This is a genomic window from Acidisarcina sp. (genome assembly GCA_035539175.1).
Classification (GTDB): domain Bacteria; phylum Acidobacteriota; class Terriglobia; order Terriglobales; family Acidobacteriaceae; genus JANXZS01.
The window spans coordinates 66004-81331 of sequence record DATLIY010000003.1; the positions used below are offsets into that span (position 1 = coordinate 66004).

Genomic DNA, 15328 nt, shown 5'->3' on the forward strand with positions numbered 1-15328 from the left:
ACGAAGACGTCATAGCTCCAGAAAATTTCGGATCAACTGCTTGCCGTTTGCCGTCAGCACGCTCTCCGGGTGGAACTGCACTCCCTCCACCGGATATTTGCGATGGCGCAGGCCCATGATGATCGAGCTGCCATCCGGCGATGCCGTGCGTGCGGAGATCTCCAGCTCAGCAGGCAATCCTTCTTCTGCCACAATCAGCGAGTGGTACCGGGTGCAGGTCATCGGGCTGGGGATTCCGGCGAAGATTGTTCTGCTGTCGTGCTCCACTTCGCTGGTCTTGCCGTGCATTAATTGCGGAGCGCGAACCACCTTGCCCCCGAAGGCAGCGCCAATCGCCTGATGCCCCAGGCACACCCCAAGAATCGGAACCTTGCCGGCAAAGTGACGGATGAGCGGAATGCTGATGCCCGCCTCCTGCGGAGTGCACGGTCCTGGCGACAGCAGGATGCGCTCCGGCGCGAGCGCTTCTACGTCCTCCACCGTCAACTCATCGTTACGGCGGATGACCATCTCAGCGCCCATCTCCCCCATGTACTGCACAAGGTTGTAGGTAAACGAATCGTAATTGTCGAGGACGAAGACCATCCCCTTCAGTGTAGCGCGGCGAGAGCCCGGAAACGCAAAACGGGCGGCTGGTTGGCCGCCCGCGTATCGCCCTCGGGAAACGGGCTCAGTGGTACAGATGCGAGAGTCCCGGCAGCGATGGAGTGCTCTCCATCTGCACCGCCTTCAATTCATAAGGGTTCAGGCCCAGCGAACGCAGGATCGTCGGCGCTACCTGGCGGGTATCGACGGCTTCCTTGATCACCCGCGGCGCAAGTCCGGGGTACGAGACCAGCAGGCCAATGCTCGTATCGTCGAGTGAAAAGCCGCCATGCTCGGCGATCTTCGACGTGCTCTTGGTGTAGATAACGCCCAGTTCCGGCTGCACGATGATGTCCGGCGTGCGGCTGTCCTTGCTGGGGTCGTTGAACATCAACTGAAGCGTGTTGCCGGAGTAGATCTTCTCCGCGTGGATGGCTGCCTGGTTCTGTTGCAGGATATCGGCGTCGGTTTCCGTCTGGCTCGCGTCGGTCAGCCAGATGAGCGAAATATCGTCGGTCGTCTCCTGCGCAACGGTGCTGCCGAGGAAGCTGCCCGGAACCTTGACCCCGGTGTTCCTCGTTTGCAGGCGGCTCTTATCGATCGGGCTCTGGCCGTGCTTGGTCGCGAGGATGATCGCCGTGTTCTGGTAAATTCCCTGTGTCTTCAGGGCATTGATGAACATCCCCAGATCGCTGTCTGCGTGCGCCAGCGCTTTGCCCAGCTCCGCGCTCGGCGTTCCAATTTCGTCGATGTAGCCGCCGTTGATCACCTTCTGGCCGACGCTGATCTCCTGGAAGTTCGATCCGAAAACAGTCGGCACACCCACCCAGTTCTTGCCGGTGTAGTCGTAGCCGCGAATCCAGTTCAGCACCGCATCGCGCTTCAGATCGTCGTACTTGATGCACTCGTCCACGCTGGAGGTCGCGATGGAGTTGTTGGCTGCAACCTCCGGGCTGTAATACTCGTCCAGACCTTTGCCGCTGGGGCCATAGAGGATTGTGTAGGCACCCACATGCTTGTCGGACCATGCCGTCAATCCGCCGTGCGCCTTGACCACCTCAAACACGTTGTTTACGCGGCTGTACTGCCAGGGATAGACGGGCGCGCAGCCATTCGCCGGATCGCGGGGCAAGCGGTCTTCGTTGATGCCGCCACCGCCATCGATGGCATTCATGTTCTTATCGATGCTTTCGTCCATTACGACTTCGGTGCCGATCACCGTGCAGTTCTTGTCGCCCAGGGGATTGCCATCGGCATCCACCAGCGGCGGGGAGTACTTGCGGTCATAAGCGTCGTCATACCAGACACCGGTTGAGTTCGGCGAACCGCCGGTCAGAGGCGCAAGAATTCCGGGGAAGCTATCGGAAGGCTTCGAAGTAGAGGCATTGGAGTAGCGAACCCCATGCCGCGCCAGATCGGCGAACGCCGACGCCGGGTGAGACTGGATGTAGTTGGCAAGATCGATGGCGTGCAGCCCATCGAAGCTCAGCACCAGCACGTGCTTGACCTCAGTTGAAGCGCCGGACTCGTTCTCGTCTGCCAGCGCCGGCGTGTGAGCCGCGGCTAGGAGCATAGCTCCGAGGGCTGCGGCGGAAGCGATCTGTTTCCAGGAAGAAAAGGGCACCATCATGGGGAAAACTCCTTTTTCTGAAGAAGCGATGCAGCCCGCGAAGATCTTCTGCGCAGGTCAGCCAGATGGAACTCTAGGTTCTCCATGTTTTCAATGTTGTTAATACATAGTGAATAAATAGAATTGCGGAACCCCACATGGAGAAACCTCGTGAAATGCACACGAACCCATGCCAATTGCAACTATCGAATTACGGGAACTTCCCACGGGCAGTTGCGTATGAGAGGAAATGGAAAATCTGCGCTTGTACCCTGCCACTTTCCGGCAGGCGACGAAATGGGCGTTGTACGCAGCCATCGCTATGCCCGTTGTGTACTTTGGGACGCAGTTGGTTGCCGCGCCCTATTACCCGGGATATAGCTTCTCGCGGGACACGGCGAGCATGCTGGGAACGACGGACTCTCAGCATCCCTGGATATTCAACCTGGGGGCGGTGCTGACCGGAGTGGCTGGATTGGCCGGAGCGCTTGGGCTTTTCCAGGCCTTAAAGACAAAGACCTGGACGGCGCTGGCGGCGCTTGTAGCACTATCCGTTGTAGCCAATGGCGTCCTTTCATTGAAGGCCGGAATGTTTCCTATGCCCGATCCACGGCACGCTTCGTGGCAATTTCTAATGCCAGTGATCCTCATTGCGCCACTGCTGTTGCTGATCGCCTTATGGTGGCAGGGCGCTACTCTAAGGACATATCTGCTTTGTAACATCGTCGCGCTCGGATTGATTTTGCCGATGATGATGCACAGGGTGGCTCCGATTTTTGCGGAAGGAACGATGCGGCGGTTATTTGCGTTGCTGGTATTTGTACCGATCGGGGTGGCAGGGTATGCTCTGGTACAGTCGAGTGACTAGGACGCGTTCACACGCGCAATCGCCTCCGGTCTGAGCGACCACAGCGCTGAATGGAGAAGAGATATGGCTATTACCGTGATTCTTTCGCTGTTCGCCGTCTTCTTTACGCTCATCCTCTGGGCTACCCACAACTCAGGCCATAACCACAACTCCGATGGCGGCGACTTCTAACCCGGTATCTCTGGCAGAGAGCTCTGCGCAGTGGACCTAATGCGCCGGTCAGCAAAAGAAAGCGCGGGGAGAGAGTGTGCTCTGCCCGCGCCCCGTATGTTGTTTTTGTATCTGTAGCAGTTACTATTTCTTAATCTAGTTGCCGCGCGCCCGCTCAATAGCTCGCACTACGGCCTGGGCCTTATTGACGGATTCCTGGTACTCATTCTCCGGGGAGGAGTCGGCGACGATTCCGGCTCCGGCCTGGATATACCCCTTCTTCCCCTGCAGCAGCATCGAGCGGATGGCGATGCAGGAGTCGAGGTTGCCGGAGTAGTCGGCATAGAGGATCGCGCCGCCGTAGACGCCGCGCCGCGTCGGCTCCAGTTCTTCGATGATCTCCATCGCGCGGATCTTGGGCGCGCCGGAGAGAGTCCCCGCGGGAAAGCATGCGCGGAAGGCGTCGACCGGTGTCAGGTCCCGGCGCAGCTCGCCTTCGATGCTGCTCACCATGTGCATCACGTGGGAGTAGCGCTCGACAAACATCAGGTCCTTTACTTTGACGCTGCCGTACTCGCTGACGCGGCCGACATCGTTGCGCCCCAGGTCCACCAGCATGACGTGCTCGGCGCATTCCTTCTCGTCGCCCAGCATCTCCGCCTCAATGCGGCGGTCCTCCTCTTCTTCCTCGGATCGCGGACGTGTTCCGGCAATTGGCCGATACTCGACGGTACGGTCATGCACGCGCACAAGCAGCTCTGGCGACGAGCCCAGAATATGGGTCGGCTGCGCAGCCTTTCCGGCTTTCCCATTGAGATCGAGCCGCAGGAAGTACATGTAAGGAGAGGGATTGACGATGCGCAGCGAGCGATACACCGAGAAAGGGTCCACATCCGGCTGCACGTCAAAGCGCTGCGAAAGCACGGCCTGAAAGATGTCGCCTGCCGCAATATATTCTTTCGTTTTCGCGATCGCGGAGAGGAACTGCTTCTTCGGCGTGCGATGAACAATCTTGAGCTTGCCCTTCGAGCGGGTGCGCGGCGCCCGTGGCAAAGGCCTGGCCAGGCTGCGCTCCAGCCGCTTCAGACGTGTGATGGCCTGGGCATATGCCGCCAGCGGCTTCGTGCGGGTCAGATCCGCCGTCACCACCAGCAGAATTTGTTTCTTCACATGATCGAATGCCAGCACCTCGTCGAAGAACAGGAAGCAGGCATCGGGCAGCCCCAGGTCGTCTTCCGCGAGCGAAGGCAATTTCTCAATCTGGCGCACGACGTCATAGGAGAAAAAGCCGACCGCGCCCGCCGTGAAGGGAGGCAGCGCGCTGATTCTCGCCGGCTTGTGGCCGCTCAACGATTCCTTGAGCAACTCGAAGATATCGCCCTCAACGGTACGGGTACGCTTGCCCTCTGTAATCCGCACCGAGGTGCCGTACGAAACCATCTTGCGGAATGGCCGGATTCCAATGAAGGTGTAGCGGCCCACCTTCTCGCCGCCTTCCACTGACTCCAGCAGAAAGCAATTCGGCTCGTCCGCGGCGATGCGCAGAAAGGCGGAAACCGGCGTCTCCAGGTCTGCCGTCAGGGTGCGATAGACAGGAACCAGGGTGTGCGTACGAGCGAGGCGCAGAAAATCCGTGCGTGTTGGATGGATGAAATTGCTGTGCTGCATCTGGAGCCAATGTTACAACGGTCCAGCGCAATCCAAAAGACGCTCCTTCCTCGGGATGCCAATCATGCAGCAGGGATTGCACTCGCGTGGTCCGTGGGAAAGAGACGGATTCTGTGGCATGTTCTATCGACAGGATCGAAAAGGAATCGCGGCGGATGATGCTTTTTGATCTGCTCCAATTCCCGTGGCTCACCCGGGGAGTCTCCGGCATATCTAATATCCGTTGCGTCTATGAGGAGCGGCGATGGCGTGGACTGCATGGCTCATTTCCGCGTTGGGTACAGTTCGTCCGGTACCTCAAGAGTGACCCGTTTGTGGCAGGATCCAGGGATTTACCTTGTTGCTCTGTTTTCTCTGGCGGGCCTATACTCTGTGAGTTTGGCCCGAGGGTGGCTGGCCCTCGTCAAACCCTGCCGGAAAATGCGATAGAGACCGCAAAGTCCGGCGCGAAAGTGAGGATGTTTCGTGTGAGTCTAGTTCCTGCCGCTCATCTCGGCGATTGCGACGATTCGCCATCGAGGGATGTTCGGTCCACAAGTGAACCCGAAACCTGGAGAATTTGTTTATGGCAACCATGACCCTCGAGCAGGAGATCAATCCCTGGGAAGCACAGGCTGCTCGATTTGATTTTGCCGCTCGTAAACTCAACCTCGACGAAGGGCTTTGGAAGGTGCTTCGCTACCCGTCGCGAGAGATTATCGTTCACTTTCCCATCAGCATGGATGACGGCCGCGTGGAGGTCTTTACCGGTTTTCGCGTGCAGCATTCCATCGCTCGTGGCCCCTGCAAAGGCGGCATCCGCTACTCTCCCGATGTGACGCTGGATGAAGTACGCGCGCTCGCAAGCTGGATGACCTGGAAGTGCGCTGTGGTGAATATTCCCTTTGGTGGTGCCAAGGGGGGAGTGATCTGCGATCCGAAGAAGATGTCCCAGGGAGAGTTGGAGCGGATGACACGCCGCTACACTTCGGAGCTGATCGAGTTCCTGGGACCGGAAAAAGACGTTCCCGCCCCCGATATGAACACCAATGAGCAGACGATGGCCTGGATCATGGACACCTACTCCATGCACATGCGCCAGACGGTGACCAGCGTCGTGACCGGCAAGCCGCTCAGCCTTGGCGGATCGCGTGGACGCCGCGAAGCCACCGGACGCGGCATCAGCGTCGTTTGCGATGAGGCTCTTAAATACCTGCATCTTCCCCGCGAAGGCTGCAGGGTCATCATCCAGGGCTTCGGAAATGTGGGGTCCAACGCAGCCAAGCTGATCGCCGACAAGGGCTACAAAATCGTCGGCATCGCCGAATATGACGGCGGCCTGTACAACCCCAACGGCATCGATGTCGGAATGCTGATGGATTACCGCAGACGAAACGGCAGCGTTCTGGGATTCAAGGGTGCGGAGCCCTTCGATTCTCAGGAGCTGATCATCGCCGACTGCGACATCCTGATCCCCGCCGCAACGGAGAATGTCATCACCAGCCGCAATGCGGATCGCATCAAGGCGCGCATTGTCTGCGAAGGCGCGAATGGGCCAACCACCGCGGTGGCAGACGAAATTCTCGCCGATAAGAAGATATTCGTGATTCCCGACATTCTGGCGAATGCCGGCGGAGTCACGGCGTCCTATTTTGAATGGGTGCAGGATCGGCAAGGATATTTCTGGAAGGAGGCGACTATTAACGATCAACTGGAAGCGATTCTGGCAGCCAGCTTCGACGATGTGTTGCGCTATGCGGAAGCGCACGGCGTGAATAATCGTATTGCCGCGTACATGCTGTCCATCGATCGCGTCGCTTCTACGATTAAGCAGCGGGGCTTTTACGCATAGCGATGGTTTGCGGCCTGCTGTGGCCGGATGTGTAAAGAGCTCAGGTGCAAGGATGAGATGCAGCCGGATAACGGGGTGCGGCTTTTCCCAGCCGCGCGCCGATCCGTGCGCGAAGTGAAGTACCGCACCCTTTTGTGGAGCGGCGGGCGATGCTTCCACGAGGTAAGGTTACGAAAGCCAATTCGCACGGCGCTCATCTTGATAGTGCATAATAAAGGCGTATCGACCCCCGACCCGGGGGCCTAAATCTCCCTCAGAGCTGAGCTGTGAACCTGCCAAATTCCATCACGATGAGCCGCATCTTCTCGGTGCCAGTGCTTATCTGGATGTTGTCGCCCGTCTTTCCTTTCCGGGGACATGGCGAGCAGGAAATCTGTGCTTCAATCGTCTTTATCCTGGCCTCCATCACGGATGGAGTGGATGGCTATCTTGCCCGGCGACGAGGCCAGATCACGACCATGGGTATGCTGCTCGATCCGGTGGCAGACAAGCTGATGGTCTCCGCCGCTTTTATCTGCCTTGTGGCCTACAATCCGCACATCGTCAAGCCGTGGATTGCGGTTCTGGTGATCGGGCGGGAGTTTCTGGTGAGCGGGTTGCGATCAATTGCGACTACCGAGGGCTTCACCATCGAAGCCAGCGACCTGGGCAAGTTGAAGACCGTTATCCAGATCGTCTCAGTTGTCGCTGCCATCCTGGCGCATGGCTGGTTTGAGTGGCACTTCGGCTGGTTCATTCTTCCCGTCGAGTGGACCGCGATCGTCGCGATCTACTTCATGGTGTTGGTCTCCATCATCTCCGCCGTAGATTACTTTGTAGCCTTCTGGAAGAAGATCGATCATGCCTCGGCGGATACGCGCCGCAAGTCCAGCTTTGTCCTCAGCCGACGCAAAAAAGAGATTCCGGCCACCGCAAAAAACCTTTAGTGGATTGATCTTGAAGACGCTGCTCCCTTAATAAAAAAGCCCCTTTGGCAGGGGCTTTCTCTTTACAGGCCGGCTGCGGGGGTGTCAGACAATTGCCGCAACCTCACGAGTCACCGCGACCGGTGCAGCCGCGACAGGCTGATGGCAGGGCCGGATCAGCTTGTGGACAAAGTGGTAAGGTGGCCAGGGGCCGGAGAGTTGCAGTTTGCAATCCTTCAGGATCTGCATAGCGCTGACGTACTTGTTCTGGTAGCGTTCCACGGATTTCGAGTCGATCAGGTGGGCGATGTCGAGCAACATCTTCCCGGTATCGATCCGACGGCAGGAAATCTCCTCATCCAGGGGCGCGAACATGCGATGCAATTGCACGGAAATCGCGCGTGCCTTGGTCTGGCGTTCCCGTTGGCGGGTTGCGTTCTCGCGCAGACTGGTCAGGTATTCCTTGCCTACGCAGTCCTGCGCCACCGGCCGTGTTATCTCGCGGCAGGAATCGTCCACTACTACCTTCAAGTGCATCTCGGCCTTTCCGCGAAGCCTTTCCATATTCGCGAGAAATTGCCTTTGGTTGGAACGGATGGACCGTCTCAGCGCTTCGTCGTCGTGGAAAACGGTTCCGAAGCGGAAGGGAAGAACCGTCGATAGCTTGAAGCAGTCGGCGATGACGCGAGCATGATCTACTCCAGCTTTCTGGTCATACTGCTCTTCTGGATTGTGCTCGCTGACGATAAGGGCTAGATCACTGGCGGGATAAAGAAAAACCTGATTTCCGGAAACACCTGTAACAGATGCAAAAGGTATAGGCTTACGGTGCCGGGCTAATTCAGGAAAGGACTGTTTTTCACCAATACAATAGGCATACCATGCCATAGAGAGTCACTCCACGTCCGGGAGATTCCCGAACTGTTTTTACTACTTTGTTCTTGGGGAACGACTTCATTACAGGCTTCTGAGCGCGTCCACTTAAGCAGACTGCGCCGAACTACCGCAAATAGTAGTCCCGCACACTAACAAGTGGCAATCTCAAATATTGGCCACTAGATACCGCGCTTTCGCTTCACAGGAAATCGGTTTACCTCGGCGGGTGAATCCTGCGGCCGGAATCGGCAGGGAGCGACGGCTTTTTGACCTCGCAGCAGCATCGCTACCGCCAATAAGCCTTTTATTTTGTGAAATTTGGAGTGGCGAAGGTTCTGCGGAGGGCCAGGCTCGTCGCAATGGGAGCGTCTTGGAGGTGTGCCCATGAGCGTTCCGGGCACACCTCAACTGATGGCGTGGGATTGGGTAGATCGGGGCGGATCCAGGGGCGAGCCCAGGGCGCTAGTGGCGGAGTCGCACCAGTAAATAGACAACCAGGCCGCCATTGGCCAGCAGCAGCAGCATGGCCGCGATCGTCACTGCCTTCAGGGTTCCGCCGAAGGACTTCAGATCTTCGATCAGTTCCTGCTGTTCCAGCGTGTTGCGCTCCGTAGTCTCCCGCAGGCGCTCCAGTTGTTCCTCCACGCGCTTCAACTGCACCGTCTGCTCCAGCAATTGCCCGCGAATCTCCTTGTGCCCGGACTGGACCTCGGCGAGACCATGCTGCAATTCATGGCTCTGGGTGCTTGGCTGGTGGGCCGTCCCATCCAGCAGAGGAACCAGCCGGGAAAGATAGGGCAGCAGAACGCGAAGTTGTAGCAAGCTTCTCCACATAGAGGGATTCTTGTCTTCCTTGTGAGTCAAATCCTTGATCGCAGGCTCTTCCTGCGGGGATTCGATCGGGTTATCCAGTGCCTTAACGCGCGCACGCAACTCTTCAACAGCGAGTTCTTCGGTCGTCATCGGGACTCCAATTCCTTGATGCAGGGATCAAGGCAGACGGGGGAAAGTAGAAGCCACTGAAGCCAAACCTGTTGCGTGCACCTGTGGCGATCAGCCAGCTATCAGGACTTCGTGCGGGCTTCCGTCGCCGCTTCCGCGCGCTGGCGGAGCGCATGGACCACGACGCGGAGCATCTCTTCTTCCGGAGCCGGTTTCCCGGTCCAGATCTCAAACTGCCGGGCACCCTGATGAACAAACATCTCCACGCCGGTTACGACGGGAATGCCCTTTTCGCGCGCCATGCGAATCAGAGGTGTCTCAATGGGATTGTAGACGAGATCGAAAACCAAGCGGGCATTGATTTCTTTTGGTTCGAGAATATGGTTCGGCTTCACCCCGTGCATGCCCACCGGTGTCGCGTTTACGATCACGTCGAACTGGGTCTTGGTGAGATTCTCCCGCCGGAAGGTCTTGGCCTTCGCTTCCCGCGCCAGCTTCTGGGCTGGCTGCGGTGTGCGATTCAGGATAAAGACCTCCGCCCCCTTCTCCCGCAGGCCGAAGACAGCAGCCCGCGCCGCGCCTCCGGCGCCCAGCACCAGGATTTTGGCATCCTTCAACCGCAGGCGTTTTTCCAGGGGACGCACCACGGCGGTCACATCGGTGTTGAATCCATAGAGCTTGCCATCCTGCGCCCGCACGACCGTATTGCAGGCGCCGATCTTACTGGATAACGGATCGGTCTTCTCCAGATGCTGCAGGATCTCTTCCTTAAACGGCATGGTGACGCTGAGTCCGCTGATCGGCACCTCGCGCACCAGCTTCAGCAGATCGTCGATCCTGGTGGTCTGGAGCGCCAGGTAAATCGCGTTCACCCTCTCCCGGCGGAAGGCGGAGTTCAGCATCAGAGGAGACAGCGAATGCTTCACCGGATTCCCCGCTACGCCAAAGACGCGCGTCGCCGCGTCCAACTGATCGATACGATAGGTATCCACCAGCGTGCGGGCAGCAATCTGTCCGGGAGCCGTCTCTTCGCCCACCGTGGCCGAGGCAAAGGTGAAGGCACTGCCGGCCCGCAGCCCCAGAACCCGGCTGATAACCCCTTCTTCTCCCATGCAGATGCCTACCACGTTTGCCTGGTCCCGCGTCCGCTCCAGAAAGCGCATCATTGTCACGTTGTCGGAGAGCGACTTCGCGGTCGAGACAACTTTGTAGAAATCCGCCCCGAACTTCTGCATGCGCTCGAACACGCTATCCAGCTTCACCGTCGCCACAAAGTCGTGATAGGAGAGGACCAGCCCAACCTTACTCCGCAGCTTTTCCAGCTCCTGCGGCTTCAGGCTCTCGGCGGTCTCCAACTCCACATCCACCAGGTGAAACCCCGAGCCTGCTGCCTTCTGCAGAATCTCGATCTCGGCTGCAACCGTGCCCTTGAATTTGCCGCCATTGGCGGCCCTACGGCATGTCGCGATAGCGGTAACTTCACCGTGCTCCGCAAAGAAGTGCTTCAGTTTGGGCAGCGCCGTCTGCGGGGTGGCTAGATAATCCAGGCGAAATTCGAGAAATGTGCTGTCGGCGAGGCAGGCCTGCGCCTTTTCCACCAGTTCAGCTGGAGTGGATCCGATAATGGCAACGCACACCTTTCCTACTCGGAAGCGGCGGTAGTTTGGCGAGGAACTCGATGTAGGAAGATTCATGGCTACGATTGCGGCATCTTATAGGCGTCTGCGCCAGGATGCAACATATGTCTCATGTGTGATTTAAATCACTTATCTTCGAGAGTGCAAATATCCTGCGCTCCTGGCGCAAAGATCTTCGGTGAGCCGCTGAATTCCCGGGGCAGTTTGCCGATGAGCTATTCTTGAGCGCAGCAGCGAGGACAAGCAAAATGGCAATAAAGAATTCGGTGCACCCTGCAATGGTGCACCCGTGGCAGACTCCGGATCAGGGCGGGATGACCGCGTCCAGCCTCACCACCTGGGTAGAGGAAAAGTTGGCGGAACATCATCAGTCGATCGCCGATCTGCTCCAGGTCTCTGGCAGCCGTACTGCCGACAACACCTTGCGCCCTTTTGATAAGGCGGTTGCGGTGTTGAGCTCCGCCGCCTCGCAGACTGGTGTGCTTAACAGCGTTCACCCGAAAAAGGAGATCCGCGACACCGCCGAGGCGATGACGCAGAAGATCGCCGAGGTCGGCACAGCGCTGTCTTTGAATCGCGAGGTCTACCTCGCATTACGCGCCATGGATGTCACATTCGAAGACGAGGCGACTCGTCATTACGTGCACCGCACGCTGCTCGACTACCGTCTCGCTGGTGTCGATAAGGACGACGCCACACGGACCCATCTCCGGGAGCTGCACGACAAGGCCACCATGCTCTCCCTCGCCTTCAGCCGCAACGTGCAGGAGGGCGCCAAGCAGGTCATCGTGGAAGACGCGGCAGAGCTTGCGGGACTACCTACGGATTTTCTGGAGAGCCATCGCCCATCCGCCGATGGAACCATTGTTCTGACGACTGACTTTCCCGACTACATGCCGGTCATGACCTTTGCCACGAGCGACGCGCTGCGCAACCGCATGTTCCTGGCCTACAACACCCGCGCGTATCCGCAGAATAAGAGCATTCTGCTCGACCTGATGAGCACGCGGCAGGAGATTGCCACCATCTTGGGATACGAGAGCTGGGCCGATCTGGCCACGGCCAACCAGATGATGCAGTCGGCGGCAAATATGAAAAAGCTGATCGACGACCTGGAGCGCGTTTCCCGTTCCGGCGCTGCGCAGGAGTACAAAATGGTGCTCGAATTTGCGCGCACGAAGCAGCCCGAAATCCAGGAGCTGGATGCCGCCAGCCGTGGCTATTGGCTGGAGCAGTATCGCCGCGCGGCCTTCGATTTCGATTCCCAATCCGTCCGCCCCTACTTCGCTTATAAGCGCGTACAGAAGGGCATACTGGAGACGGCGGAGCGCCTCTTCCAGGTCAGCTTTGAGCGCGTTCAGGTGCCGGTATGGGATCCATCTGTAACCGCCTGGGATGTCTATGACGGCGAGAAGAAGATTGGCCGCTTCTTCCTCGACATGCATCCCCGCGAGGGTAAGGATAAGTGGTTCAGCGCAGCGCCTATGGTTCCCGGAGTCGCAGGCGGGCAGCTTCCGGTCGTCGCGCTGATCTGTAACTTTCCCGGTGGCAAATCCGAGGATCCGGGCCTGATGCAGTTCAGTGACGTCGTGACCTTCTTCCACGAGTTCGGCCACCTGATGCACGCCATTCTTGGCGGACAGCAGAAGTGGGCCGGCCTGAGCGGTATTGCCACGGAGGGAGATTTTGTCGAGGTGCCCTCGCAGATGCTGGAGGAGTTCTTCCACGATGCGCGGCTATTGGACACCTTCGCGCTGCACTACCAGACCAACGAACCGCTGCCGCCGAAGCTCGTCGGGCGCATGAATCGTGCCAGCGCTTTTGGTCGCGCCGACTGGGTTCGTACCCAGCTCTTCTATACCAGCTATGCACTGGATATGCACAGCCAGCACCCCGAGGGGCTGAACCCGGACGCGCTGCTCAAGAGTGACTATCAGCGCTTTTTGCCCTATCGATGGATCGAAGGCAACCGCATGTATAGCGCCTTTACCCACCTGGTCGGGTATTCGTCCAACTACTACACGTATCTCTTCGACAAGGTAATCGCACTCGATTTCTTCAAACAGTTCGATCCAGAGAACCTGCTGGATGGCCCTACAGCCATGCGCTACCGCCGCACGGTTCTGGAGCCCGGCGGTTCCCGGCCCGGCAACCTGCTGGTGCTCGACTTCCTTGACCGCGAACAGAACTTCTCGGCCTTCGAGCATTGGATGGGAGAAGAATTCGCTCCTGCATAGTGGCGGCTGGATCCACCTTGCGCCAGCTACGATGATATTGCTGCAACGAGATGTGATGCTGTCATAGCGAAAACCTGGTATTCCCACTTTTCTCCTGCCAATCCCGGCTTCGAATAGTTTGTGGAATCGGCCGGGAAAAATAAGAGATTTTCGGGCTACAATACTCTGCAAATGCCCGAACATAAGCAGATCAAGGCGCTGCTGGCCGTCTCGCGTCCGGCCGTCAGCGGACCTCTCCGTGCGTATTTCCACGCGCGGGGTGACAGTGTTGAGGAGGTTTCGCCATCTCCCGTTGACCCGGTAGTGGAGCGGGTCTCTGTCTTGCGTCCCGATCTGGTTGTGCTCGAGCTGGACGGCAGCATCGAGGCGCTTGAGACGATGCACCGCTGCTTTCGCACCCTGCCGGTTGTTGTCTTTGCGCCCACGTCGCCCGAGATTGCCTTTGCCGCTGCCCGGCTGGGCGCAGTTGAAATTCTCAGTTTCCCCCTCGGCAGTGACGAGCTTGCCAGCAAACTGAATCGTGTGACCGCCAGGCTGGCCGACGCTCCGTCGCGTGATGCCGCGCCCAGCCGCAATGCCGGCAATCCCAGCAATGAGGTTCTGGAGGATTTTCCCCGCATCTTCAGTTCGTCTCCGCGCATGATGCAGATTCACGACACCATCAACAAGGTCGCTAACACAAGCGCGACGGTCCTGATCCGCGGCGAGAGCGGCGTGGGGAAGGAGATTGCGGCACGCATGATCTATGCCCTCTCCGAACGCAGCCACGGCCCCTATATCAAGCTGAATTGCGCGGCCATTCCCGGCGACCTGCTGGAAAGTGAGCTGTTTGGCTACGAAAGCGGCGCTTTTACGGGAGCGGTACGCAGCAAGCCGGGGAAGTTTGAGCTTGCGGATGGGGGAACGTTGTTTCTGGACGAGATCGGCGAGATGGAGCCCCGCCTGCAGGCAAAGCTGCTCCACGTGCTGCAGGACGGCCAGTTTTCACGTCTGGGCGCCAAGGGGGATGTCGCCGTCGATGTTCGCGTGATATGTGCCACCAACCAGATTCTGGAGCAGCGCGTAGCCGAGGGCAGCTTCCGCGAAGACCTCTTCTACCGCATCAATGTCATCACCATCAGCGTCCCCCCGCTGCGCGAGCGGCGCGAGGAGATCCCGATCCTGATCCGGTATTTTCTGGAGCGGTATGCACGCGTTTATCAGCGCACCCTCGTTCCGCTCGATCCGAAGGTCCTGGATTTCCTCTGCGATTACTCCTGGCCGGGCAATATTCGCGAGCTGGAAAACCTTTGCAAGCGGTATGTGATTGTTGGCGATCCTACCCAGATCGTCCGCGAACTCTCCGCCCACAAGAAGAATGAAAACCCAGTCCAGCCCCCACAGCCGGCTGAGACCGCACCTGCGTCAATCGCCGGGGACCCTTCTCTGCTGGAAATAGGACACCGTGCCGCCTGGTTGGCGGAGCGGGCAGCCATCCGTGAGATGCTCGTAGAAACCCGCTGGAATCGCCGGGAGGCAGCAAGACGCCTCAAGGTGAGCTACAAAGCCCTCTTGAATAAGATCCGCGTCATGGAAGTTGAATCGAAGGGGTAATGGACAGAGTATTGAAATGTCATATAGTGGTATTTGAATACCACTATTGTTCTTTCTAAGGATTATGCGATCTCTAGGTCGCCCGAGGGTGTTTGGAGCCAGTTTTCCACAGCCTCTAGTGTTTTCAGTCACATAGAGAAGTGATTGGGATATTATTTCCCCGGCGGCAACTCTGGCCCATGAAATGCATCTATTCAAGTAACAATTAGAGGCTACTTCCGTCAAACCGCCTACCTCAGAAGTGTAACTCTCTGTAGTACCGTCCGTAGTTTACGGACTCTCTCCTTCACCTCAATCCTTGGCTTCCCACCTTCAATGCCTCTGAGCGGGCCCGCTGGAAAGCGGGCCCATACGCTCTAACCCCGCTGTGTTCCGTCTGCAGGAAATGGCTCCATTCCAGAGACTCGGATTCTCCCGCCTGCTCTAA

General features: G+C 58.1%; 11 protein-coding genes. 5 read left to right on the forward strand and 6 right to left on the reverse strand.

Annotated features, from left to right (window positions below; genetic code table 11):
• Positions 1–9: 9 nt before the first annotated feature.
• Positions 10–585, reverse strand: coding sequence for an aminodeoxychorismate/anthranilate synthase component II (locus VM554_00595; GenBank protein HVJ06859.1), 576 nt, complete (start codon positions 583–585; stop codon positions 10–12).
• 85 nt (positions 586–670) lie between these two features.
• Positions 671–2215 (reverse strand): alkaline phosphatase family protein, encoded by a 1545-nt coding sequence (locus VM554_00600; protein HVJ06860.1) that lies wholly within the window; start codon positions 2213–2215, stop codon positions 671–673.
• A gap of 229 nt (positions 2216–2444) precedes the next feature.
• On the opposite strand from VM554_00600, the gene VM554_00605 reads away from it, so the two are divergent.
• Positions 2445–3062, forward strand: coding sequence for a DUF998 domain-containing protein (locus VM554_00605; protein HVJ06861.1), 618 nt, complete (start codon positions 2445–2447; stop codon positions 3060–3062).
• Positions 3063–3368: 306 nt separating this feature from the next.
• Here VM554_00605 and trpE read toward each other — a convergent pair whose 3' ends face one another.
• Entirely contained in the window at positions 3369–4880 is a 1512-nt protein-coding gene (trpE, locus tag VM554_00610) for an anthranilate synthase component I (GenBank protein HVJ06862.1), read from the reverse strand.
• A gap of 565 nt (positions 4881–5445) precedes the next feature.
• Here trpE and VM554_00615 point away from each other — a divergent pair.
• Both VM554_00615 and pgsA read left to right on the forward strand, forming a co-directional pair.
• Positions 5446–6711 carry a Glu/Leu/Phe/Val dehydrogenase gene (locus VM554_00615; protein ID HVJ06863.1) on the forward strand — a complete coding sequence of 422 codons (1266 nt, stop codon included), beginning with the start codon at positions 5446–5448 and terminating at the stop codon, positions 6709–6711.
• 266 nt (positions 6712–6977) lie between these two features.
• Positions 6978–7637 (forward strand): CDP-diacylglycerol--glycerol-3-phosphate 3-phosphatidyltransferase, encoded by a 660-nt coding sequence (pgsA, locus tag VM554_00620; protein HVJ06864.1) that lies wholly within the window; start codon positions 6978–6980, stop codon positions 7635–7637.
• Between the two features lie 84 nt (positions 7638–7721).
• Here the strand turns inward: pgsA and VM554_00625 are convergent, their stop codons facing one another.
• The 3 genes from VM554_00625 to aroE all read right to left on the reverse strand — a co-directional run bounded on the left by VM554_00625 (position 7722) and on the right by aroE (position 11128).
• The gene (locus tag VM554_00625; protein HVJ06865.1) at positions 7722–8504 is read right to left on the reverse strand and encodes a GvpL/GvpF family gas vesicle protein; all 783 of its coding nucleotides are present in this window, start codon (positions 8502–8504) and stop codon (positions 7722–7724) included.
• Positions 8505–8954: 450 nt separating this feature from the next.
• A complete protein-coding gene (locus VM554_00630) occupies positions 8955–9455 on the reverse strand; it encodes a hypothetical protein (GenBank protein HVJ06866.1) in 501 nt (166 codons plus the stop codon).
• Positions 9456–9556: 101 nt separating this feature from the next.
• Positions 9557–11128 carry a shikimate dehydrogenase gene (aroE, locus tag VM554_00635; GenBank protein HVJ06867.1) on the reverse strand — a complete coding sequence of 524 codons (1572 nt, stop codon included), beginning with the start codon at positions 11126–11128 and terminating at the stop codon, positions 9557–9559.
• A 191-nt stretch (positions 11129–11319) separates the two neighbouring features.
• On the opposite strand from aroE, the gene VM554_00640 reads away from it, so the two are divergent.
• Positions 11320–13308 (forward strand): M3 family metallopeptidase, encoded by a 1989-nt coding sequence (locus VM554_00640; GenBank protein HVJ06868.1) that lies wholly within the window; start codon positions 11320–11322, stop codon positions 13306–13308.
• A gap of 171 nt (positions 13309–13479) precedes the next feature.
• Complete coding sequence (locus VM554_00645; protein ID HVJ06869.1) at positions 13480–14901, forward strand: sigma-54 dependent transcriptional regulator; 1422 nt, start codon at positions 13480–13482, stop codon at positions 14899–14901.
• Positions 14902–15328: the final 427 nt, after the last annotated feature.